Annotated in this window: 20 protein-coding genes; 11 read left to right on the top strand and 9 right to left on the bottom strand. The window is 63.4% G+C overall.

The genetic code is table 11. The features are described 5' to 3' along the window. Nucleotides 1-11: 11 nt before the first annotated feature. From J4862_RS06340 to J4862_RS06325, 4 genes are all read right to left on the bottom strand, one after another. Complete coding sequence (locus tag J4862_RS06340) at nt 12-596, bottom strand: flavin reductase family protein (protein ID WP_211788285.1); 585 nt, start codon at nt 594-596, stop codon at nt 12-14. Further along, nucleotides 593-1,057, bottom strand: coding sequence for an aspartate carbamoyltransferase regulatory subunit (locus tag J4862_RS06335; protein ID WP_211788284.1), 465 nt, complete (start codon nt 1,055-1,057; stop codon nt 593-595). The genes J4862_RS06340 and J4862_RS06335 overlap by 4 nt, the downstream gene beginning before the upstream one ends. Nucleotides 1,058-1,070: 13 nt before the next feature. Further along, nucleotides 1,071-1,985: an aspartate carbamoyltransferase gene (pyrB, locus tag J4862_RS06330; protein WP_211788283.1), complete on the bottom strand. Its 915-nt coding sequence runs from the start codon at nt 1,983-1,985 to the stop codon at nt 1,071-1,073. A 446-nt stretch (nt 1,986-2,431) separates the two neighbouring features. Next, nucleotides 2,432-3,283 (bottom strand): DUF4595 domain-containing protein, encoded by an 852-nt coding sequence (locus J4862_RS06325; RefSeq protein ID WP_211788282.1) that lies wholly within the window; start codon nt 3,281-3,283, stop codon nt 2,432-2,434. A 494-nt stretch (nt 3,284-3,777) separates the two neighbouring features. On the opposite strand from J4862_RS06325, the gene J4862_RS06320 reads away from it, so the two are divergent. The 3 genes from J4862_RS06320 to J4862_RS06310 are packed head-to-tail and all read left to right on the top strand — an operon-like array spanning nt 3,778 to nt 7,214. Further along, nucleotides 3,778-4,758: a polyprenyl synthetase family protein gene (locus J4862_RS06320; RefSeq protein WP_211788281.1), complete on the top strand. Its 981-nt coding sequence runs from the start codon at nt 3,778-3,780 to the stop codon at nt 4,756-4,758. Between the two features lie 41 nt (nt 4,759-4,799). Further along, complete coding sequence (locus tag J4862_RS06315; RefSeq protein ID WP_211788280.1) at nt 4,800-6,302, top strand: fibronectin type III domain-containing protein; 1,503 nt, start codon at nt 4,800-4,802, stop codon at nt 6,300-6,302. A 24-nt stretch (nt 6,303-6,326) separates the two neighbouring features. Beyond that, a complete protein-coding gene (locus tag J4862_RS06310) occupies nt 6,327-7,214 on the top strand; it encodes a YicC/YloC family endoribonuclease (RefSeq protein WP_211788279.1) in 888 nt (295 codons plus the stop codon). Nucleotides 7,215-7,431: 217 nt separating this feature from the next. Here the strand turns inward: J4862_RS06310 and J4862_RS06305 are convergent, their stop codons facing one another. Genes J4862_RS06305 through cysS form a run of 4 tightly spaced genes read right to left on the bottom strand, consistent with a single transcriptional unit; the run spans nt 7,432 to nt 11,137 of the window. Then, the gene (locus J4862_RS06305) at nt 7,432-8,079 is read right to left on the bottom strand and encodes a MarR family winged helix-turn-helix transcriptional regulator (protein ID WP_211788278.1); all 648 of its coding nucleotides are present in this window, start codon (nt 8,077-8,079) and stop codon (nt 7,432-7,434) included. Continuing rightward, nucleotides 8,069-8,677 (bottom strand): DUF5106 domain-containing protein, encoded by a 609-nt coding sequence (locus J4862_RS06300; protein WP_211788277.1) that lies wholly within the window; start codon nt 8,675-8,677, stop codon nt 8,069-8,071. The genes J4862_RS06305 and J4862_RS06300 overlap by 11 nt, the downstream gene beginning before the upstream one ends. Then, complete coding sequence (locus tag J4862_RS06295) at nt 8,670-9,662, bottom strand: glycosyltransferase (protein ID WP_211788276.1); 993 nt, start codon at nt 9,660-9,662, stop codon at nt 8,670-8,672. Before J4862_RS06295 ends, J4862_RS06300 begins: the two co-directional genes overlap by 8 nt. 2 nt (nt 9,663-9,664) lie before the next feature. Beyond that, nucleotides 9,665-11,137, bottom strand: coding sequence for a cysteine--tRNA ligase (gene cysS / locus J4862_RS06290; RefSeq protein WP_211788275.1), 1,473 nt, complete (start codon nt 11,135-11,137; stop codon nt 9,665-9,667). 565 nt (nt 11,138-11,702) lie between these two features. On the opposite strand from cysS, the gene J4862_RS06285 reads away from it, so the two are divergent. The 8 genes from J4862_RS06285 to J4862_RS06250 all read left to right on the top strand — a co-directional run bounded on the left by J4862_RS06285 (nt 11,703) and on the right by J4862_RS06250 (nt 22,375). Then, entirely contained in the window at nt 11,703-14,258 is a 2,556-nt protein-coding gene (locus J4862_RS06285) for a DNA translocase FtsK (RefSeq protein ID WP_249107408.1), read from the top strand. A gap of 35 nt (nt 14,259-14,293) precedes the next feature. Further along, nucleotides 14,294-14,926 (top strand): outer membrane lipoprotein carrier protein LolA, encoded by a 633-nt coding sequence (locus J4862_RS06280; protein ID WP_211788274.1) that lies wholly within the window; start codon nt 14,294-14,296, stop codon nt 14,924-14,926. A gap of 36 nt (nt 14,927-14,962) precedes the next feature. Beyond that, a complete protein-coding gene (locus J4862_RS06275) occupies nt 14,963-15,709 on the top strand; it encodes an ABC transporter permease (protein ID WP_211788273.1) in 747 nt (248 codons plus the stop codon). A gap of 4 nt (nt 15,710-15,713) precedes the next feature. Beyond that, entirely contained in the window at nt 15,714-16,445 is a 732-nt protein-coding gene (locus J4862_RS06270) for an ABC transporter ATP-binding protein (RefSeq protein WP_211788272.1), read from the top strand. Nucleotides 16,446-16,468: 23 nt separating this feature from the next. Further along, nucleotides 16,469-17,122, top strand: coding sequence for a PASTA domain-containing protein (locus J4862_RS06265; protein ID WP_211788271.1), 654 nt, complete (start codon nt 16,469-16,471; stop codon nt 17,120-17,122). 149 nt (nt 17,123-17,271) lie between these two features. After that, a complete protein-coding gene (locus J4862_RS06260) occupies nt 17,272-18,360 on the top strand; it encodes an RluA family pseudouridine synthase (RefSeq protein WP_211789568.1) in 1,089 nt (362 codons plus the stop codon). 66 nt (nt 18,361-18,426) lie between these two features. Beyond that, on the top strand, nt 18,427-21,657 hold the full coding sequence (locus J4862_RS06255) for a S41 family peptidase (protein ID WP_211788270.1): 3,231 nt from the start codon (nt 18,427-18,429) through the stop codon (nt 21,655-21,657). 412 nt (nt 21,658-22,069) lie between these two features. Then, the gene (locus tag J4862_RS06250) at nt 22,070-22,375 is read left to right on the top strand and encodes a glutaredoxin-related protein (RefSeq protein ID WP_211788269.1); all 306 of its coding nucleotides are present in this window, start codon (nt 22,070-22,072) and stop codon (nt 22,373-22,375) included. A gap of 243 nt (nt 22,376-22,618) precedes the next feature. On the opposite strand, the gene J4862_RS06245 is transcribed toward J4862_RS06250, so the two are convergent. Continuing rightward, entirely contained in the window at nt 22,619-23,692 is a 1,074-nt protein-coding gene (locus J4862_RS06245; RefSeq protein WP_211788268.1) for an OmpA family protein, read from the bottom strand. Between the last annotated feature and the right edge of the window lie 2 nt (nt 23,693-23,694).

Below are 23,694 nucleotides of genomic sequence, written 5' to 3'. Positions count from 1 at the left end.
TGAGCTGTGCCCTAACGGCGCTTGGTCTTCTTCTTACGCACCGACCAGCCGAAGTGCCCGAGGTATTCGCCTAGGCCGAAGTACTGGCCGTGCGCGTAGACCAAGAGGCCAGCGCGCTGCATGTCGAAGGCGCCCGTCTCGGGATCTATGTACTGCTCGTCGGCGCGCACGCCTACGACCTCCGAGAGGAACATGTCGTGGCTACCTAGAGGCGTGATCTCGCGCACGCGGCACTCGATGCTGATGGGGGACTCGAGCACCAGGGGCACGCCGAGTACGCTGCCTGCCTCCTTGGTGAAGCCACAGCGGTCGAACTTGTCCTCCCTACGCCCCGAGACGACGCCGCACCAGTCGGTCTCCCGTGCCATGGCGCGCGTGGTGAGGTTGATGCCGAAGGCGCCCCGCTCCTTGATGATGTGGTAGGAGTGGCGCTCAGGGCGTATGCCCACTACGCACATCGGCGGATTGGTGCAGACGGTGCTGACCCAGGAGGCCGTCAGGAGATTGCTCTCCTCGCCCTCGCCCATACCGCCGCAGCTGATCAGCACAGCAGGGAGCGGGTAGATGAGGGTCCCGGGCTTCCAGTCCGTCCTCATAGCAGCTCGGCCTGCTCGGCGGGCGTCTTGCGCCCACAGTAGTGGCACTCGAGGATCACGGTGCCGTCCTCGGGATGCGTCGCCACGTGGAAGTGCGTGCGCATGGGCTCGGCATTGGTGATGCACTTAGGATTGGGGCAGCGTGCTAGGTCGTAGACCTCGTGGGGGAGCTCGACCTGGCGCTTCTCGATCACCTCATAGTCCTGGATGCGATTGAGGTGTACCTCGGGGGCGATGAGGGCTATCTTGTCGAGCTCGCGCGAGGAGACCTTGTGGTCGGATAGCTTGATGACGCCCTTGCGCTGCTGGCGGGCACTCTGCAGATTGTTGCCTATAGTCACGGGGGTCGTCAGCTGCTGTAGGCGCAGCAGCGAGACGATGGCGAAGAGCTTGTCGGCGGGTATATGGTCGAGGACGATGCCGTCTTGGATCGCTTCGACCAGCATTTTCTCTTTAGGCATGGGGCAGGGAGGCTTAGTTGTCTATCTCTATGTTGAGCACCTCGCAGAGGATGGACTGGCGCACGTAGAGCCCGTTCTGCGCCTGCTGGACGAAGTAGGCCTGAGGCGTGTCATCCACGTCCTGCGCGATCTCCCCGACGCGCGGCAGCGGGTGGAGGATGCGCATCGTCGGGCGGCACCCCTCGAGCATGGAGCGGGTCAGCACGTAGACGTTCTTGACGCGCTCATACTCCTCGGGATCTATGAAGCGCTCACGCTGCACGCGCGTCATATAGAGGATGTCTACCGACTGGATGACCTCGGGGCCGAAGTCCGTCGTCTCGGTGAAGGGGATACCGTGCAGGCGGCAGAAGTCCTTGCACTCCTCCGGCATACGCAGCTCGGGGGGCGAGACGAAGATGAAGCGGGGGCGGAAGTGCGCCATTCCCTCGATGAGCGAGTGCACCGTACGCCCGTACTTGAGGTCCCCCACCAGGGCAATGGTGCGGTCGAAGAGTGTGCCCTGCGTCTTGCGTATGGAGTAGAGGTCCAGCAGCGTCTGCGAGGGATGCTGGTTGGCCCCGTCGCCCGCGTTGACGATAGGCGTGCGGTCAAGCTCCGAGGCATAGAGGGCAGCGCCCTCGAGGAAGTGTCGCATGACGATGACATCGGCGTAGTTGGCGACCATGGAGATGGTGTCCTTGAGCGACTCGCCCTTGGAGGAGCTGGAGGTCGCTGCGTCGGAGAAGCCGATGACGCGTCCGCCGAGCCGATTGACGGCGGTCTCGAAGCTCAAGCGCGTACGGGTGGAGGGCTCGAAGAAGAGGGTCGCCACGATACGTCCCTCCAGGAGCTTACGATTGGGGCAGTTCTCGAAGAGCGCAGCTCGGTCGAGCAGGCGGATGATCTCCGAGCTGTCTAGCTGATTGATCGATACTAGATGCTTCATATCTTGTCGCTAAGTGTGAGCAAAGGTAACACTAATTCGCTAGGCTCGTCGCGTCCTGCCCCTGCTTGCTCGGCACTAGGCTAAGATCTCCCGCCTGCGGCTCCTTCAAGCGCTGCTCCCCTTCGCCCTCCAGCGGCACACCTCTACTGGCGGAGCCCCCGTGAGGGATATCCCTCAGCCCTCTGAGTGCCGCCAGTCACGGCGCCGAGTGCCGCCAGTCAAATAGCTGAGGGATAGCAGTCAGCGCTGTGACGGCTATTCCTCGCGGAGCTCCGGGCAAGGCTGACGGCGCACTCCAAGCCTTGGCGCCGCCCGAGGAGAGGCTAATGCGTACGCTGGTAGTTGTCGTATCTAGGTTCAGGTATCGAAGCCTGTCTGTAGAATACACCAGAGGGAGGGAGCAGATCTGCTCCCTCCCTCTGACGGCTTAGCGAATATAGCGTGAGCTACTTCTCGAGGTAGGTGATGATGAAGGTGCGTGGGGTACCCTCGCTATCGCTTAGCGCTACCTCGGTGGGTCTCCCCTTGGCGTCCAGCTTGTAGGCAAAGGTCTTCTTGGTGGTTGACCCCGAGTGACTAAAGTGCTCTGTAAAGCTGGAGAGTAGGTGTGTAGAGCGTAGGCCGAGCTGGTCCGACCAAAGGTCCTTCGTCTTCGTCGTGGGGGCTGTAGTCGCTAGGAAGAGGTTGAGGTCGGGGTAGCTGCGGTTCGTCGTGGTCGTATAGGTCCTCGTATCGGTGCGTGACTGATCCACGCCCAGGTAGCTATAGCTATAGACGACCTTCGTCATATCGCCATTGTGCCAGCTTAGGGTCGCGGTGTCGTAGTACCAAGGCTTGTAGCCCACGAGCTGTCCATCGCCCTTGTAGCTATAGCCCTCCTCTGCGTGGATGTCTTCACCTCCCGCGTAGTGATGCGTCTCCTGCAGTTTGCTGGCTTTGCCTTTGGCGTCCAGTGCTAGGCGATATTCCGCAGGCTTCACGAATACTTCCTGAGTCTTATGCTCCTCGTACACAAGGGTGATGGCCTCATCGGAGTAGGATAGTGTGCCCTTGATGACCTGCGCGGGAGTGGCCTGAGGGTAGGTCTCGACAAAGGAGCTGAGCCGCTTCTGGGCGTCGTAGGCGAAGCTGATCTCGTAGCGCTTCTCGGGCTTTCCCTGCTCGAACTCTTCGATCTTGGCGATGTAGTCTACCTGCGGGGCTGGTGCTGGGGGCGTCGGGACGATGGGGGTGTCATTCCCCTTGGAGCAGGAGCCCAGGGCTGCTGCTGCCAGTAGTATGCTTGCTAGTTGTTTCATTTTTGCTTAGTGTTAAAAAGTCTCAACGAAGGTAGAGAATTCTTCAGCAGGGTGCAAGCGTCCTCCTGTAGCGCTAAGGAGTGTGCCTTGCCTCCTATTGAATGAGCCGTGGGGAAAGCCGCCTCCTAGGGCTGGAGGGAGCATACCCTGCCCGTCCTCCATCCTAAGCACACCGCGCTACGCTTCTAGTGAGGGAGCCCCCGTGAGGGGTATCAGTCAGCCCGCTGAGTGCCGCCAGTCAAAGCGCTGAGTGCCGCCAGTGGCGAGGCTGAGGGGTATCACTCAGCGCCGTGACGGCTATCCCTCACGGAGCTCGGGTAAGGCTGACGCCTCGCTGGAGTAGGGGTGTCGCCTTGGGGCGGGGCTGTTCGATCCTCGCTGCGAGGCTGGGGCTTATGGCTAGCATCCTTGCACTTAAGCAAAATTATACTTGACCGTCAGGCGTCTGTCGGATTATCCGTATTTTTGCACTAATAGATAACTAAGGACTGCTCATGGATCAACTAGATAAGATCAAGGCGCCCATCGCAACGCTGGTGGACAACTTCCATAGCCAATTTGCCGAGATACTCGCGACCAAGTCGGAGTGGCTGGGACGTGCCATCGAGCTGCTCAGTGCCTCCACGGGCAAAAAGGTGCGCCCTATCCTCGTGGCGCTTCTCTCGGGGCTTCCCGAGGGGAAGAGCCCCGCGCAGCGCAGCATCGATGCCGCCGTCCTGCTGGAGCTGATCCATACCGCGACCCTCATCCATGACGACGTCATCGACGAGGCCAAGACACGCCGCGGACGCCCTACGCTCGGGGCGATCTTCGACAATCGCGTGGCCGTTCTGATGGGTGACTTCATCCTCTCCTCGGCACTGATCGGCGCTATCGCGCTGCGTGACCTCGAGGTGATGGCTATCGTCTCGGGCATCGGGCGCGAGCTCACGGAGGGCGAGATCCGCCAGTTCGAGAGTGCCGACAGCCTGCGCCTAGACGAGGCGAACTACTACGAGATCATCAGGCAGAAGACGGCGGTGCTCTTCGCCAGCTGTGCTCGCATTGCCGCTATCACCACGGAGGCAAGCACGGAGGACAAGGAGCGCTTCACCCTGATCGGTGAGCTCCTGGGGATGGCCTTCCAGATACGAGACGATATCTTCGACTACTACAAGGGCGACGTGGGTAAGCCCACGGGCAACGACCTGCGTGAGGGTAAGGTCACGCTGCCCCTGCTTCACGTCCTACTCCAGCAGCCCGACAGCCCCGAGACCAAGGAGGCGCTGGCGACCCTTAGCCAGCATCCGCTGAGCGAGGAGGGCGTAGCGCGGCTGACGGAGCTCGCCATCGAGGGCGGAGGAATCCGCTATGCCGAGGAGCGCCTCATGCACTACATCGACGAGGCCAAGCAGCTCATCCTACACTACCCCGACAGCGCCTATAGGCAGTCGCTCCTGGCGCTGGCCGACTACATCGCAGCGCGCAGCTATTAGCCTGCTACCGCTCTTAGCCCTATTCATCGAAGCCCCTAGGGATGCCACGTCGCCAATCACCCAAGAAGCCCAAGCCGCTGCCCCCCAAGCCGAAGACCTATCTCGGTCTGCGCCTGTGGGTGCTGGCGCTGCTGGTGCTTGGGCTGGCGCTCATCGCCTGCGGCCTCTTCTTCCTCCTGCAGGCCGATCCCGACGAGCCCAGCTACCGCAGCCCGATGCGTATCGAGCGCGTGCAGCTGCTGCCAGGTGAGGACTACGCCCAGAGCCGTGTGGTGAGCTGGCGCTGCGGGGAGGAGCTCGCAGAGAGCTACCTCCTGCTGAGCTACGAGCGCCCCAAGGGACGTCGTGGCCGCCTGCAGACCGAGACGCTACGCTATCAGGCCGAGGGGCAGCAGGTCGTGACCGCCTCGGGGCGCGGCTGCTACTATCAGGTAGCCCTCGACAGCCTCCAGCCTGGGACGCAGTACCGCTATCGTCTGGTGACGGGCGGCGTGCAGTCCGAGGTCTACAGCTTCCGTACGCCCATAGAGGCCGCGGACTCTCTGCAGCTCGTTTACCTTGGGGCTCTGGACACAGCCACCCCCCAGCAGAAGCGCCAGCTGCTGGAGCGTATCGACCGCAGCTTCCCCGACCTAGACCTCTACGCCCTCACGGGCAACTACCTCACGGGAGCTAATGATGCCGCCTGGAGGGAATGGTACGAGCTCCTTGGCAGACGCTCCAGCCGCTTGCCGCAGCTCGTCGTGCCTGGCACCGCCTCCTACATCAAGGAACATACGGGCTATGCCCTCGACCCGCGCTGGCGGGCGCAGTACCCTTACCCTGCCAATGGTCCCGAGGGCTATCTAGGGCGTAGCTACTATGTTGACTACCCCTATGTGCGCTTCGTCGTGCTGGACGCGGCGCGCCTCATCAGCTGGGGCGGCATCCAGGTGCAGCGCAGCTGGCTGAGGCAGGCCCTGCAGTGCGACGAGCGCCAGTGGCGTATCGTGCTGCTGCACCTGCCCGTAGACCGCGTGCTCGAGGAGCAGCAGCACCTGGTGATGCACTACTTCCTCCGCGATGAGCTCATCGCTGCGGGGGCCGACCTGATCCTGCAGGGGCACGACGGCTGCTACGGCCGCGCCTCGCAGCGTAGTGCTGCGGGGGACACGATCTCCCCGGTCCTCGTGGTGAGCCCAGCCGTAAGCCAGGAGGCGCACAACACCTTCGACAAGGGCTATGATCGCCTCGGTACGGGCCTGGCGCTCTACCAGCATATCGTCGTCAGCCGCCGCCAGCTGCACTACAGCGCCTATCGCCTCGGCACCGCACCGCCCGATAGCCTGGCCGCTCGGGATAGCCTCTATGATGAGCTCGTGCTGCGCCGTACGGAGACGGGCGAACTGAAGTTCGTCGACCGCGCCCGTGCCCTTCCCGAGATCTTCAACTATAATGCCTTTGCCTCCAGCAAGCGTGGGCAGAAGAAGGCCGCCCAGTATCAGCACGAGCTGGAGGCCCGTCAGCGTGCCCGCCGTGAGGCGCTCAAGAAACGAACTAAGTAGACGCTCTCAAATACTTCCACAGCTATGATATACTCCATGACGGGCTTCGGTAAGGCCGCCCTGCGCTACGGCTCGCGTACCATCACCGTAGCCATCAAGTCCCTCAACAGCAAGCAGGCCGACCTCTCGGCACGTGTCCCCTCGGCCTACCGCACGGCCGAGCTCGAGCTGCGTAGCCTCATCACCAGCCAGCTACAGCGGGGCAAGATTGACCTCAGCATCAGCATCGATGACGACGCCCTCGAGGGCAACGCCAGCCTCATCAACCGCGAGGCACTCCTGGGCTATGTCCATCAGCTGAGAGCGCTGAGCAGCGAGCTGGGGCAGGAGCTTCCCCTCGACACGGCAGCGCTTCTTCGCCTGCCCGGCGTCCTCGATACCGAGAGCACGCGTCAGCCCGAGCTCGGGGAGGAGGAGCTGGCGGTGCTTCGCCAGGCTACGCAGCAGGCAGTGGACGAGCTTATGGAGTTTCGCCGTCAGGAAGGCGTCATGCTCTACGAGGTGCTCGCCGAGCGTATCCAGCGCATCACGGCACTGCTGGCGGAGATCACCTACCCTGAGGCCGAGCGCATCCAGCAGGTGCGTCAGCGCCTCGAGGAAGGCCTGCGCAAGCTCATGCCCAGCGGGGACTACGATCGCTCACGCCTCGAGCAGGAGCTCATCTACTACATCGAGAAGCTCGATATCAACGAGGAGAAGTCGCGCCTGGCGCACCACCTCAGCTACTTCATGGAGGTGCTGGACGCGCCCCAGCCCGGGCAGGGTAAGACGCTCGGCTTCATTGCTCAGGAGATCGGCCGCGAGATCAACACCATGGGCTCTAAGAGCAATCACGCCGCTATGCAGCAGCTCGTCGTGCAGATGAAGGATGAGCTGGAGCAGATCAAGGAGCAGGTGCTGAACGTCCTCTAGCGTCGCCCCAGACGTAGCACCTAGCTGCGCGCCACCTCCACGGCAGCTCTGCGAGAGCTGAGCTAGCATAAAGGCCGCGGGCCCAAGTCTACCTATGAGACTCGGGCCCGCGGCCTTTTATCCTTATTCTCGTACTTATCCCTAAGTGAACGAAAGGGAAAGGGGAACTTGCCTTGTGCCTAGATGGCAGGCAAGTCAGCACTTGCTCGCTACTCGTCTAGGGCTTATGGAGCAGCTCCTCCAGGGGTGTATCGCTCTTGGCTGGGTAGAGGGTGCCGTGCTCCTGACAGAGGTAGCTCAGTAGGAGCCCCAGCGTGGACTTCTGCTCGGGTAGCAGGGGCTGGGAGAGAAGCGAGGCCGCTATATGTAGCTGGGGGAAGACCTTCTGCAGCTCGGCCCTACCGCGTGGGGTGATGGAGACGAGTACGCTGCGGCGATCTCGTTCGTCGGGCTGCTCGGTGGCGAGCCCCTTCTGCACGAGGCGGCGGATGATCTCTGAGCCCGAGGTCTTCTCTAGGGCGTTGAGGGTGTTCAGCTCCGTCTTCGTCAGGGGCTGACCGCTGATGAGGCTCACGAGGTAGGAGTATTCCTCCTCGCTCTGCAGCGTGTCGGAGGCGGCCAGAGCACGCTTGGTGTAGCTCTTGGAGTAGCGCTGCAGCAGGGCCAGATGCCGTGCTATGTCGACCTCTAGGGGCATCGCTTGGCCGAGGCTCGGGCGCTGGGACTGCTCTGCCTTATGGTCCTCCAGCAGACTTTGCACGAAGGTGATGAAGCTCGCCAGGTGCAGCTCCTCGGCCTCGGGGAAGGCGGCTTCGAAGAGCTCTACGTATTCGATGAGCTGGGTGAGGAGTCGCTTACTCTTCATCGGCTATAGGGCGTGGCTTGGTTCGTCGGGGGCGGGGAAGGGGCTGAGGGCTAGCGGCAAGGCTGTCCGCACGAGTCAGGCTGTCCTGCAGGATGAGGCTGTCGATGGGGGCAGGGCCGCTCCAGCGCTTACGCAGCAGGCGTAGCTCCTCGAGCGCCCCCTCCTGCTGAGCCGAGTCGAGCTTGGGGCTGTGGCGCGCCCAGAGGAGCAGCAGGGCGTAGCTGTGCTCGTCGTGGAGGAGTGAGGCCGAGTCGAGGAGCTGACGGCGATAGCTAGCCAGCGTCAGCGGGATCAGTTCGCTGGGGATGTAGTCCAGACTACTGATGAGCGGCTGGCGCACCTTGCTGGGGGCTTGGCCTGCGATCAGCCCGCTGTAGTCGGCGATCCATAGCTCCAGCTCGGCCGCGCGCTCGGGTGTCCACTGGGGGCTCTTGTCCCAGTAGTGGACTATGGCGTAGTCGAGGCGTGCCTGCGGGCTGATGATGCGCTCGGGGATGACCAGCCCAGAGCGCGTGTCGGGCTGCAGCTGGGGGCGACAGCTCGCAGCGCTCAGCAGGAGGCCAAGCGAGAGGGAGAGGACGAGCTGCGCGCTAGTCATAGAAGTTATCCTTGAAGGCCGTGAACTCGGGCTTGTGCTGGACGTACTTGCCCCACCAGGCGCGCAGGAAGCCTGAGCCGTAGCCCCAGAGCTGCACGAAGCAGGCCACGACCGAGAGTGCGGCGACCTCCACCCCGCCTCGCGTGCGCTGTAGGGCATCGACGAACCATAGGAGCGCCAGAGCCACAAGCCCCCAGCGTCCCCAGCCAAAGGTAAGCGCCAGGAGGGAGCCGACCGTGAAGGCCGCGGGTAGCAGGTGCACTAGACGCGTGCTCCCCGGGTGGCGTGTCTCGAGGTGGATACGGGCGATGCCGGAGTTATGCACCTGACGGAAGAACTTGCGGAAGTCCACGCGCCGCTTGTGATAGACCCAAGCCCCAGGGATGAGGATCGTCCGTGCCCCAGCCTCGAGGAGGCGGAGGCTGAAGTCTATATCCTCGCCGAAGCGCATCCGCTCATCGAAGCCGCCCAAGGCGAGGTAACGCTCGCGGCGGCAGCCGAGGTTGAAGCTGCGGGGCTTGAACTGCTCCATCGCCCCAGCGCTGCCCCCGCGTATGCCGCCCGTGGTGAGGGGCGAAGTCATCGCGTAGTTGATGGCCTGCTGCACGGGACTGAAGTCGGGGGAGGCGGCATCGGGCCCGCCGAAGGCCTCCACCGTCGTGTCCTGCAGCGCGGTGTCGACGGCTGCGAGGTAGCCCTCGGGTAGGACGACGTCCGAGTCGAGGATGAGGACGTACTCCCCGCTGGCCTGAGCTACGCCGAGGTTGCGTGCCCGAGAGGGGCCGCCATTGGGTACGACGAGGTAGACGAGGGCAGGCAGCTGGTCACGGTAGCGGGCTACCACTGCCTCGCTGCTGCGCGTCGATCCGTCCTCCACGATGACGACCTCGTAGGCGTAGTCCCCTCTGAGCCGCACGATGCTCCCGAGCAGCTCCTCGAGCTCCTCAGGGCGGTTGTAGACGGGGATGACGAAGCTGTAGTGCATGGCTAGAGCGACCACTCGGTCCCCTCCTTGGTATCCTTGATGGTGAAGCCGAGGGCCGTCAGCTCGTCACGTATGCGGTCGGAGGTCGTCCAGTCCTTGCGGCTCTTGGCATCCTGACGCAGGCTCAGCAGCAGCTCCACGGCGCCGCTGAAGGCTTCGTGCGCAGCCCCATCGCCCTGGCGCTCATCCACCAGCCCGAGCAGTTCGGTGAGGTAGAGGCGATAGGTGTTGCTGAGCTCCTCGATCTCAGCCGCAGTGATGGTCGCCTGATGGTTGTGTACGGCATTGATGACCCGCGCCGCATCGAAGAGCTCGGCGATGACCATAGGCGTATTGAGGTCGTCACAGAGTGCCTCGTGGCAGCGCTGGGCTAGGCCCGTGATGTCGACCGTGCTCGTGGCGCTGGCCTTGAGCCCGTCGATGAGGGCTGCGGCATCCAGCAGCCGGCCGAGTCCCTTCTGGGCAGCCTGCAGGGCCTCGTTGCTGAAGTCCACCGTCCCGCGGTAGTGCGCGCTGAGGATGAAGAAGCGGATCGTCATCGGGCTGTAGGCCTGCGCCAGCTTGGGATGGTCGCCCGTGAAGAACTGCTCCAGGGTGATGAAGTTGCCCAGCGACTTGCCCATCTTCTGCCCCTCGATGGTGATCATGTTATTGTGCATCCAGTAGCGCACCAGCTCGTGCCCCCCCTGGGAGGCCTTGGCCTGAGCGATCTCGCACTCGTGGTGCGGGAAGACGAGGTCCATCCCTCCGCCGTGGATGTCGAAGTGCTCCCCGAGGTACTTACGCCCCATGGCCGTGCACTCGGCATGCCAGCCCGGGAAGCCTTCGCCCCAAGGGCTGGGCCAGCGCATGATGTGCTCGGGCTGGGCCTTCTTCCACAGGGCGAAGTCCAGTGGATTGCGCTTCTCGTCCTGCCCGTCGAGGCTGCGCGTGTTGGAGAGCATATCCTCGATACGTCGGCCGCTGAGCTCGCCATAGCCGTAGACCTTGTCGTACTTCGTGACGTCGAAGTAGACCGAGCCTTCGCTGACGTAGGCGAAGCCCGCATCGAGGATCTGCTGCGTCAGAGCGATCTGCTCGAGGATGTGCCCCGAGGCCTGCGGCTCGATGCTGGGGGGCAGGACGCCGAGCTGGGCCATCGCCTCGTGGTAGCGCGTGAGGTAGTACTGCACGACCTCCATGGGCTCGAGCTGCTCGAGGCGTGCCTTCTTGGCGATCTTGTCTTCGCCCGAATCGGCGTCGTGCTCCAGATGGCCCACGTCAGTGATGTTGCGCACGTAGCGCACCTTATAGCCGAGGTGGCGGAGGAAGCGGAAGAGGATGTCGAAGGTGATGGCGGGGCGGGCGTGTCCTAGGTGGGCATCGCCGTAGACCGTAGGCCCGCAGACGTACAGCCCGACGTGGGGCTCAGCCAGGGGGACGAACTGCTCCCGACGGCGCGTCAAGCTATTATATATGTGCAGTGGGTGCTCCATAATGCGAGTGGGTGATGTTCTTGATCGTTCTTCCCACAAAGATACGACAAGTCCCCGCCTTAGCCCGCACCCCCTTCGCCAGGCGTACCGCCCTGCCTTGCCTCCTAGGAAATGAGACGTGGGGAAAGCCGCCTCCTAGGGCTGGAGGGAGCATACCCTGCTCGCCCTCCATCCTAAGCACACCGCGCAGCTCCTCTAGTGGGGAGGGGGCGGTGAAGGATATCAGTCAGCGCGCTGAGTGCCGCCAGTCAGCGCGCTGAGTGCCGCCAGTCGGAGCGCTGGGTGTCGCCAGTGGCGAGGCTGAGGGATATCTCTCGCAGAGCTTGGGTAAGGCAGTCAGCTCGTGGTGGGGCTGGGAGTAGCTTTGGGGGAGGCGTGGGGCGGTGGGCTGGGAGTCTTGTGCGGGCGGCGGCTGGGAGCGGCTGGAGCTAGGCTGCTGGACGGCTTGCCCCAGCGGCGCACTCGGGTAGGGAGCGAGGGGAGGAGCCGTTTGAGCAAGTGCCGCCGTTTGAGTATTTTTGCAGGATAAAGAAGCATGGGTGCTAGGCCCCAGTAGATCCTCACAATGGCGAAACAACCCCAGACAAAGCAAGCACAACGATCATCGCAGGCCAAGCGCACGTCCTCGACCGACGGGCGGGGCTCGCTGGCAGCAGGCCTCATGCAGTGGCTGCGTGGGCTCGTCTCCAAGAATAGAGACAACAACCGCATGGCCGTCGTCCTGGCGCTTAGCTTCCTTCTCCTCTTGGCCTTCTGCCTCTGCTCCGTCCTGGGCTTCCTCTTCTCGGGGGGCGCAGACCAGAGTCTGCTCGACCCGAGCCTGACACCGCAGCAGCTGCAGGAGCTGGGGCTCGAGGTGCGCAATCCCTTTGGCCTCCTCGGGGCACGCATGGGGAACTACCTCTTCAACGAGCTCTTCGGCTTCGGTACCTTTGCCCTCTTCGCCTTTGGCTTCCAGACGGCGCTCTATGTCGTCTTTGACCGCCATTCGCGCCTGATCCGTGCGCTGGCTCGCTTCCTCTTCTGGGGCTTCCTCGCCCTGTGGAGCGCGATCGCTCTGACAGGCCTGCAGCAGCTCTGGCCCTCGGATACCTTCCTGGTCTTCGGCGGAGCCTGGGGCGCACACTACTACCAGCAGCTCGCGCTGCACCTGGGGACTTCGGGGCTCCTCTTGCTGCTCTTGGGGACGGTCATCATCGTGAGCATCCTCTGCTCCGACCGTGTCCTTAAGGCCGTGCAGCATCCGCCGATCAAGGCGCCCGAGCTTCATCTCCGCCGTCCGAGCCTCTGGGAGCGCTGGACGCGTAAGCCTGGGGAAGTCGCCCCCGAGGCTGACGAGGCCGCTGGCCCTGCAGCCGAGGAGCACACCGAGCGCTTGGCTGACGAGCTCTACGAGGAGGAGCTGCCCTACACATCGATGATGGAGCAGGCGCACGAGGCGCCCTTGCGTGCCGAGGCCGAGCACGACAGCTATAGCCCCTATAGGACGTCTGATCCCGTCTTCAGCGCCGAGCCTACGGCGGACCTCGACCCCAGCCAGGGGATGATCGTCGAGCAGGCGCCCGCCGATGACCTTGTGGAGGAGGAGCTGCCTGAGCGTGCTCCGCTTGCCCCAGGCATACAGCTGGCGCACTATCAGAAGCCCTCGATCGACCTGCTGCGCGACTACGAGCAGAGCGCCACGGGCATAGACATGGACGAGATCGAGCACAACAAGCAGCGGATCATCGACACGCTGGCGAGCTTCAAGATGCCCGTCACGCCCTGCAAGGCGACCGTCGGCCCGACGGTGACGCTCTACGAGGTCATCCCCGACTCGGGGATTAAGGTCTCGCGCATCAAGGCTATGGACGACGACATCGCCATGGGGCTCAAGAGCGAGGGCGTGCGTATCATCGCCCCCATGCCTGGCCAGGGGACGATCGGTATCGAGGTGCCTAACTCCAATCCGCAGACCGTCTCGATGCGCAGCATCCTCGCCTCGCGCAAGTATCGCGAGCAGCAGGAGCGCATGGAGCTCCCCGTAGGTATAGGGAAGACGATCACCAATGAGCCCTTCATCTTCGACCTCGTGAAGATGCCCCACCTCCTCATTGCAGGGGCGACGGGGCAGGGGAAGAGTGTCGGGCTGAACGCCCTGATCACCTCGCTGCTCTACAGCAAGCGCCCCGAGGAACTCAAGTTCGTCATGGTGGACCCCAAGATGCTGGAGTTCTCCATCTACGAGGAGATCGAGCACCAGTTCCTAGCCAAGCTGCCCGACTCCGACAAGGCGATCATCACCGACATGAGTAGGGTGGTGGCTACGCTCAATTCGCTCTGCGTCGAGATGGACAACCGCTACCGCAAGCTCCAGACGGCAGGGCGCGCCGTGCGCAATATCAAGGAGTACAACGAGCAGGTACGCTCGGGCGAGCTCAGCCGCCTGGATGGGCACGAGCTGATGCCCTACATCGTGCTCATCGTGGACGAGTTCGCCGATCTGATGATGACCGTCGGCAAGGAGGTGGAGCAGCCCATCGCCCGTCTGGCGCAGAAGGCGCGCGCCGCGGGGATACACATGGTCATCGCCACGCAGCGCCCTTCGACCGATGTCATCACAGGGCTCATCAAGGCGAACTTCCCAGCGCGTATTGCCTTCAAGGTCTTCTCCATGGTCGACTCCCGTACCGTCCTCGATTCGCCGGGAGCCAACCAGCTGATCGGTCGCGGGGATATGCTCTTCTATCAGGGCAAGGATATGATACGCGTGCAGTGTGCCTTCATGGACACGCCCGAGACGGAGCTCATCGTCGAGCATATCGCCTCGCAGGAAAGCCTCGGATATGCCTATGAGCTGCCCGAGTACGTTCCTGAGGGAGGGGATGGAGCTAAGGATAAGGGGTTCAGTCCCCAGGAGAAGGATAGCCTCTTCGACGAGGTGGCCCTCCTGGTAGTGCAGATGCAGGTAGGCTCGACCTCCTACATACAGCGTAAGTTCAACATCGGCTACAACCGTGCCGGGCGCCTGATGGACCAGCTCGAGGGAGCAGGTGTCGTCGGCCCGCAAGAGGGGAGTAAGCCGCGTGAGGTATATATTAAGGATCAGGCCAGCCTACAGCAGCTCCTCGACAGGATGTAGCCTAGGGCGTGCCTGCTGACTCTAGAGATCAAGATATGAAGCAAGTGATATACGGAGCACTGCTCCTCATCCTCGGGCTGCTGCCCGCCTCGGCGCAGCAGTCCCGAGAGCTGACGCAGCTGCTCGAGCGCGCCGAGACGAGCCTCTACGGCTCGGGCATGGCGCAGGTGGAGTTCGTGACGCGTCTCCAGGACCGTGCGGGCAAGCCGCAGGGCACGACCAAGGGGCGCATGTACCTACAGGGGGATGCCTTCCGCCTCGAGTATGGCAGCATCACTGCTGTCTACAGCTCGGGGACGCTGAGCTACTATGACAAGGCCGAGGAGACACTGACCCATTCGCGCCCCACGGAGGAGGAGCTGCTGCAGATCAACCCGCTGCGCTTCCTGCGCTCGCGTGCTCAGGGCTTCACCAGTAGCCAGCTCCCAGCTCCCGCAGCGACGACCCTTGTGCGCTTCGTGCCCCAGGGCAAGAGTAATATACGGAGTGTGGAGGCAAGCTTCCAGACTAAGAGCGGCAGCCCCACGCGCCTCGTCTTCGTGGCGCGCGATGGGAGTCGCCTGACGGCCGAGCTCGGGGCGCCCAGCCACCGCAATGCAGCTGCGGCCTCCTTCTATGTGCTCAGCGAGCGTAGCTATCCCGGCTGCGAGGTCATCGACCTACGCTAGCTGTCGAGTCCCTTCCCCTTCCCTTACAGTGCATCTATGCAATCCAAAGTCCTAGCCAACATCGGTGAGTACACGCAGCTCATGGGGCGTACCTTCGCCCTGCCGCTGCGCTGGCACATGTTCCACCGCTCCGTCGTGCGGGAGATCTACAGCCTCGGTGTGGGCTCGATATGGATCGTCTTCATCATCTCCTTCTTTATAGGGGCGGTGATCACCATCCAGCTGTCGATCAATATGACCAGCCCGCTCATCCCGCGCTTCACCATAGGCTACTCGGCGCGTGAGATCATGATCCTAGAGTTCTCCTCGACGGTGATGTGCCTCATCCTCTCGGGGAAGGTAGGCTCCAGCATCGCCTCCGAGCTGGGGACGATGCGCGTCACGGAGCAGATCGATGCCATGGAGATCATGGGGGTCAACTCAGCCAATTTCCTCATCCTGCCCAAGATCGTCGGCTTCATGAGCTTCATCCCAGTGCTCTCCATCTTCTCTATGATCACGGGCATCTACGGGGGCTACATCGCCTGCGACCTGGCCAACGGGCTGACGCACCAGGACTATGTCTACGGACTGCAGCTCTTCTTCACCCCCGCCTACGTAGGCCACTCCATCATCAAGAGCCTGGTCTACGCCTTCATCATCTCCTCAGTAGCCTCCTACTACGGCTACTGCGTCAAGGGCGGCGCCCTGCAGGTGGGCTCCTCCAGCACCCGTGCCGTCGTCAATAGCAGCGTGCTCATCCTTTTCTTCGACGTGCTGCTCACCAACCTCATGCTTACCTAGCGCTATGATCCAGGTAAAGTCTCTCTACAAGCGCTTCGGCGAGAAGGAGGTGCTCAAGGGTATTGATGCCACCTTCGAGGCCGGTAAGACCAGCCTCGTCATCGGGCGTAGCGGAGCGGGGAAGTCCGTCTTCGTCAAGTGTATGATCGGCCTCATCACACCCGACGTAGGGGAGGTGCTCTACGACGGCCGCGACCTAGTGGGCATGGACAAGCCTAGCCTGCTGGGCCTGCGCCGCGAGATGGGGATGCTCTTCCAGGGCTCGGCGCTCTTCGACAGCATGACGGTGGTGGAGAATGTGCTCTTCCCTATGGAGATGTTCTCCCGCGAGAGCTACGACCGCCGCTACCACCGAGCTATGGAGCTGCTGGAGCGCGTCGGGCTGGCAGACGCAGCCAATAAGTACCCTGCCGAGATCAGCGGTGGAATGATGAAGCGCACGGCCATCGCCCGCGCCATCGCCCTGAATCCTCGCTACCTCTTCTGCGACGAGCCGAACTCGGGCCTTGACCCCAAGACCTCCATGGTCATCGACCAGCTCATCTACGAGATCACCCGTGAGTACGGCATCACCACCATCGTCAACACCCATGATATGAACTCGGTGCACTCCATCGGGGACAAGATCATCTACATCCATAACGGCCTCAAGGAGTGGGAGGGCAGTAGCGCCACCATCGACGCACCCGACACGCCCGAGTCCGTCACCCTCTTCGTCAACGCGGGTCGCCTCTAGCCTGCGCTCTCCCTAGCAAATCTATGAAGAAGCTCTTCACCAAGGACTCCCTCCTCACACATCTGGCCCTTATGATAGGGCTAAGCCTGCTCTTTGTCCTCATCCTCACCTTCGGGCTCGACCTCTATACCAAGCATGGCGATAGCGTCGTCATCCCCGACCTGAGGGGCAAGACGCTGGCCGAGGCCGAGCAGATCCTGAAGTCCGTCGGGCTGGAGTACGAGATCAACGACTCGACCTTCTCCAAGACCGCCCGCCCCGGCACGATCCGCGATGTCGTCCCCGCCCCAGGCAGCCGCGTCAAGGCGGGGCGTCTGCTCTTCATCGCCATCAACGGGCTGCACCCACGCAATCAGACCATCCCTGCCTACAAGGACCAGTCGGCACGCCAGATCCTGGCGCTGCTGCGCGGGCTAGGCTTCGAGGAGGTCGAGCAGCGCACCGTCCCAGGGGGCTACGTGGGCTCGGTCGTCGACCTCAAGACGGCTGATGGCAAGAGCATCCCGCAGGGGACGCAGCTGCCCGTCAATACCAAGCTCTACCTCTATGTAGCTACGGCCGTCGTCGACACGCTCGGCCTGGATCGCCTCATCGAGGGCTGGGGACGCGATAGCCTCGCCGATAGCGTGAGTGTCGCCCCCGAGCCTAAGAAGGAAAATACGACGGACTGGTGGTAGCCACGCCCAAGCCTACCGCAGACGAGCTCGAGGCTGAGCTCGCACTTGAGCTCGCCGAGGAGCTACGTAGCCAAGGATCAGCTCACGCTCCCGAGGGGGGCAAAGGCCAGCTGGGGGCTACAGGGGACGAAGCACCCCTAGCCGACGAGCTGGACGGGGAGCTCCTCGAGGACGAGGAGGACGAGGCGGGGGATCCCGCCGCCGTCTCCTATCTGACGCACGCTGACAGCACGCCGCTCTACGAGCACTTCCGCGTCGTCGCCGACAAGGGGCAGGAGCTGCTGCGCATCGACAAGTTCCTCGCCACGCGCATGCCCCACACCTCCCGCAGCCGTATCCAGCAGGCGCTGGAGGGCGGCTATGTCTTCGTCGGTGACCGTCCCGTCAAGGCCAACTACCGCATCAAGCCCCTCGAGGTCGTCACGCTCCAGCTGCGCCGTCCGCGCCGCCAGCTGGAGATCATCCCCGAGGATATCCCCCTGGACATCGTCTACGAGGACGAATACCTCCTGGTGGTCAATAAGCCCGCGGGCCTCGTCGTCCATCCCGGGCATGGCAACTATACGGGGACGCTGGTCAATGCCCTGGCCTATTACCTCAAGGACGACCCGCACTACGACCCCGAGGATCCACGCCTGGGGCTCGTGCACCGCATCGACAAGGATACGAGCGGGCTGCTCGTCGTGGCCAAGCGCCCCGAGACGAAGGCGCATCTCTCGCGTCAGTTCTTCGAGAAGACCACCAAGCGCACCTACCGCGCCCTCGTCTGGGGGCGTTTCGACAGCCCTGAGGGCACCATCGTCGGCAATATAGGCCGCGATGAGCGCGATCGCCTCCAGATGGCCGTTTACCCCGAGGGTAGCGACAAGGGCAAGCACGCCGTCACGCACTACACCGTCCTCGAGGAGCTGGCCTATGTCTCCTGGGTGGAGTGTCGCCTCGAGACGGGGCGCACGCATCAGATACGTGCCCATATGCGGCACCTCGGGCACCCGCTCTTCGCCGACGAGCGCTACGGCGGCGACCGCATCCTATGGGGCAATCAGTTCGCCCGCTACCGACCGTTCGTCCAGAACTGCCTCGCCCTCTGCCCGCGGCAGGCCCTCCATGCCAAGACCCTTGGCTTCGTCCATCCGCACACGGGGCAGGAGCTGACCTTCGACAGTGATTTGCCGTCCGATCTGGCGCTCCTCTTGGAGCGCTGGCGCGGCTACGCAGCACAGGTGGACAAGGACTAGGCCGCGCGCGGCCTGCCTCGTCCACCTGTGTGGCTTTACTATCTATCACCTTACTCCTTATCACGTATGACTCTTCGCACGGTACTATGTACGCTGCTCCTGGCTTCAGGGGCTACGCTGGCAGCTCAGGAGCGTCCGCTGTGGCTGCGCTACCCGAGTATCTCGCCCGATGGTCGGCAGATCGCCTTTGCCTATCAGGGGGATATCTATACGGTCCCTACGACGGGGGGCGAAGCGCGCCGCCTGACCACGGCCTCCAGCTACGAGAGCCAGCCCGTATGGTCGCCCGATGGCCGCTATATCGCCTTCTCCAGCGACCGCAATGCTGAGGGGACGAATATCTACCTCATCCCTGCCACGGGGGGCGAGCTGCGCCAGCTGACCACACACTCGGGTACGGAGACGCCCCAGTGCTTCACGCCCGACGGGCGCTACCTCGTCTTCAAGGCGCACCTACAGGATCCTGCAGCCTCGGCGCTCTACCCTGCGAGCTTCCTCACCGAGCTCTACCGTGTGCCCGTCACGGGCGGCCGTCCCGAGCTCGTCACCGCTACGCCCGTCGAGGCGATCCACTTCAGTGCCGACGGCAAGCGCTTCCTCTATCAGGACATCAAGAGCTACGAGGATACCTGGCGCAAGCATCATACCTCCTCCGCCAGCCGTGACCTCTGGGAGTACGACCTCACTCGAGGCAGCTACCGCCCGATCGTGCAGCACGACGGCGAGGACCGTAACCCGATCTACAGCCCCGACGGCAAGAGCCTCTACTTCCTCAGTGAGCGCGCTGGGGGCTCGATGAACGTCTACAGCCGTGCGCTCTACGATACGGCCGCCACGCCCCGCGCCCTCACGCAGCTCAAGGGCGATCCCGTCCGCTTCCTCAGCAGTTCGCAGGCGGGGCTCCTCTGCTTCGGCTACGCGGGTGAGATCTATACACTGGCCCCTGGCGGGCGCGAGCAGCGCGTACCCATCAGCATCGTGCGCGACTCCAGCGAGGGCGAGCAGCTGACGCTCTCAATGAGCCGCAGCCTGGGCTCCTCCTCTGTCTCGCCCGACGGTAAGCAGATCGCCTTCATCTCCCGTGGGGATGTCTTCGTCACCAGTGCCGACTACACGACGACCAAGCAGGTGACCTTCGGCTCACAGGTAGACCGTGGGGTGACCTTCGGCCGCGATGGCCGTAGCCTCATCTACGCGAGCTGTAAGGGCGGCAGCTGGGCGCTCTACGAGGCGCGCATCGCCCGCAGCGAGGACCCGAACTTCCCCAACGCGACGCAGATCACCGAGCGGCGCCTCGAGCTCGGCGTCTCGGGCGAGCAGATGTACCCACAGATCTCTCCCGACGGTACGGAGCTGGCCTTCGTCCTCGACCGCGAGCGCATCATGATCCACAACCTCCGCACAGGCAAGACCCGCCAGGTCACCGACGGGCGCTATGCCCACGAGCGCTCGGGCGAGATTGACTTCAACTGGTCGCCCGATGGCAAGTGGCTGGCGCTTACCTACGTGGCGCGTGACCATGCGCCCTATAGCGATATCGGCCTGGTGAGCACCTCGGGCGATGGCAAGGTCTACAACCTCACCAACAGCGGCTACCGCTGCTGGGCGCCTCGCTGGAGTCGCGACGGGCAGTCGCTGGTCTACCTGACCGAGCGCTATGGCATGCGTAACCACGCCTCCTGGGGCTCGCAGACCGACGTGATGATGATCTTCCTCAACCGCGCAGCCCACGAGCAGTACCTGCGCAGCGAGGAGGAGCAGGAGCTCTATAAGGAGCTGGAGAAGCAGCGTGCCAAGGCTAAGAGCGACAGCACGAGCACGAAGGCCGAGGCTAAGACCAGCACCGCGACGAAGAAGGAGACGCGCCTCGAGTGGGACGACCTCGACCTACGCACGGTGCGCCTCACCCCACGCTCCGCCACGCTCGGCGACCTCATCATGAGCCCCGACGGGCAGAAGCTCTACTACCTCTCCTCTACGGAGGGCAGCTACGACCTCTGGGTGCATGACCTCAGGAAGCATACGACGGGGCTGCTGCGCAAGCTGGGGCTGAGCTCCGCCTTCTTCGACAGCGACCGCGAGGGCAAGACCTACTTCATCCTCGGCTCCTCCCCGCAGAAGTTCGACCCCCGCAGCGAGACGCTCAAGCCCATCAGCCTCTCGGGACGCCGCTCCATCGACCGCGCTGCTGAGCGCCGCGCTATGTATGAGGAGGTCGTGCGTGAGGAGGCTGCCCGCTTCTACCGCAAGGATATGCACGGCGTCAACTGGCCCAAGCTCACCGACCACTACCGCCGCTACCTGCCCTATATCAGCCACTCACAGGACTTCGCCGAGCTGCTAGCTGAGCTGCTGGGCGAGCTGAACGTCTCCCACACGGGCGGGCGCTACCGCACTCCGCCCTCGTCCTTCCCCACCGCCGAGCTGGGTCTATTCGTCTCCTCGCCGCGTGCGGGGGATGGGCTCGTGGTGGATGAGGTGGTCGCTGGGGGGCCCTTCGACCGCTCCGACTCGCGTCTGCGTCAGGGCGCGCTGATCCTGGCCCTGGACGGGCAGCAGATCAAGGCGGGGATGGACTACTATCCGCTGCTGAGCGACAAGGCGGGCAAGCGCCTCCTCGTACGCTTCCGCAGCGCCGATGGCAGCGAGCATGAGGAGGTCATCCGCCCCATCACGGCGGGGCAGCTCTCAGCGCTGCTATATCGCCGCTGGGTCAAGCAGCGTGCCGCCGAGGTAGATAAGGCTTCGGGCGGCAAGTACGGCTATGTGCATATCCCCTCGATGGCGGACGAGCACTTCCGTACCGTGTACTCCGAGGCCCTCGGCCGCTACTACGACCGCAAGGGCATCGTCATCGACATCCGCTACAACGGCGGTGGGCGCCTGCATGAGGATATCGAGGTCTTCTTCTCGGGCAAGCAGTACCTGACGCAGGAGGTGCGTGGCAAGGACTACTGCGAGATGCCGAGCCGCCGCTGGAATAAGCCTAGCGTCATGCTCACCTGCGAAGCCGACTACAGCAATGCCCACGGCACGCCCTGGGTCTACCAGCACCAGCATATCGGCAAGGTCGTCGGGATGCCCGTGGCAGGTACGATGACCAGCGTGAACTGGGATACGCTCCTCGACCCCAGCCTCTACTACGGCATCCCCGCCGTAGGCTACCGCACGGCTGAGGGGACCTATCTCGAGAATACTCAGATGATCCCCGACGTCATCATCCCCCTCGATCCCGAGAAGGTGCTCAAGGGCGTCGACACGCAGCTACTGAAGGCTGTCGAGGTGCTGGGCAAGTAGCTCCGCTACCTCCGATTAGGTACTATAGGACGACTCCGCCCCCGCTATGCTCGTATGGAGCACGGCGGGGGCGGAGTCGCTTCGTACTAGGGGGAGGGGTGTTGAGAGCTATCAGTCAGCGCGCTGAGGGACGCCTGTCACGCCCGTGAGGGATAGCAGTCAGACCTCTGAGGGATATCCCTTAGGGAGCGGGGTGTAGGCACTGCCCGCGCTCCGCCTTAGCTTGCCCGATCGCGGGAGGGCTTAGGTAGGTGGGCGAAGGCTTGCCACTTAGCCCAGCCTCGGGGGCGGAAGACGGACATCCTCGGCGAGCCTTCGCCGAGCTAAGTGCTCGCTGTGACGCAACCTCCGAGCCTTCTCAGAGGTTACTAGAGTACATAGATTATTAAGTTTCATCCCATCACCAAGCATCATGATCAAGATATATGGTATGCCCAGCTGCCCCGACTGCGCAGCTGTCGAGGAGCAGGTCAAGGGCGACGCCCGCTACGAAGTAATAGATATCGGGGCGCACATCAGCCACCTCAAGGCCTTCCTTCGCCTCCGTGACAGCGAGCCTGCCTTTGAGGTCGCCAAGCGCAAGGGTTGGGCAGGGGTCCCCTGCTTCGTCCTCGAGGATGGTACGGTGACGCTCTGTCCCGAGGAGGCTGGGCTGTCGCGCCGCTCGGCGAGCGTCGCCGCAGGTACTGCCTGCAGCATCGACGGCTCGGGCTGCTAGGCTGCCCGCTGGCGGCTCGTGGACAAGGCCTCGCCCTCGTCTAGGACGCTCCTCGAGGCTCCCTCATGGCCGTTCTTAGTCTAAGGAGGCTGGAGGCTCAGCCTGCTCTGACCTTCGCCCCTAGCCCCTAGGCATACGATCCTAATAGCGAAGCCCCCGAGGCTGCTCACATCGGTGAGCGCCTCGGGGGCTTCCTTGTTTATGTGGCACGCCTTAGATGGAGCGTGCTCGTGGGGAGTGGCTTTACTTCTTCAGCTCGATATCTACGCGACGTGCGACGCCGTAGAGATCGGTGTTGCGGTCTACCCCTCCAGCGACAGCCACGAGGCGGTCACGGGAGACACCGCAGCTGACGAGGTAGTCGAAGACGGCGCGGCTGCGCTGCTCGGCTAGGCTCGCATTGCGCTTAGCGTTTCCCTCAGGGGAGGCAAAGCCCGTGAGGAAGAGGCGCAGCTGGCTGTCCTGGCTGAGGAAGCGGTAGACCTCGTTGAGCGTCAGGCGTGCCTCGGGCAGCAGTTCGCTGCGGCCTACGGCGAAGAAGACCTGGCGCTTGAAGTAGGTCACCAGCAGCGCATCCGATAGCTCGCTCGTAGGCTGAGCGGGCTGCAGCGGCTGCAGGGGCATCACGGGCTGCTGGACAGGCTGTGCGGGCTGCAGGGGTACGGCAGGCATCACGATCTGCGTCGTGGTGGGCTGCTGCTGAGGCTGCTGCTGCACCTGGCTGGGCTGCTGACGCAGCGCCTCACGCTCCTGACGTAGGGCACCGAGCTCCTGGCGTAGGACGTAGAGCAGCGAGTCATTGGTCTGACGTGCTGCACGTGCCTGTGCTGCGGGCAGCGTCGTCACCTTCTGCTCCGCCTGGCGCTGCAGGAGGCTCAGCTCCAGGAGACGCTCCAGGCGATCGATGCGAGCGCCACTGGTGAGGTCCTGGTACTGCTGCTGTGGCTGCTGGTAGCGACGCGCATAGCCATAGACGTCGGGGTAGTACACGCGCTGTGCGGGCGCCGCCCCAGCCACGACGGGCTGCACGGGGCGCTGGGCAGCACTTAGCCCGAGGCTATTGAGCAGCAGCTGGAGCTTCAGCACGCGAGCGAGCTCGGTCTGCTGGGGGACTACCTGCTGCTGACGAGCCTGCCAGGCCTCAGCGATGGCGCGTAGGCCAGCCACCAGCTCATCCTCGGTCAGCGTGATCACGCTGTCCACGCGGCTCACCTGGAGCTGGGCGACCGAGTCCGTGCTCTGGGCACGGAGCTCGGTGCCCGCTGCTCCGAGGAGCGTAAGGGCTAGTAGCAGGCTCTTGGTCTTAAGCGACTTCATAG

Source organism: Porphyromonas sp. oral taxon 275 (genome assembly GCF_018127745.1).
GTDB lineage: Bacteria > Bacteroidota > Bacteroidia > Bacteroidales > Porphyromonadaceae > Porphyromonas.
Note: the sequence above shows the minus strand (reverse complement) of the source record. Positions and strands in the feature narration are given on the sequence as shown.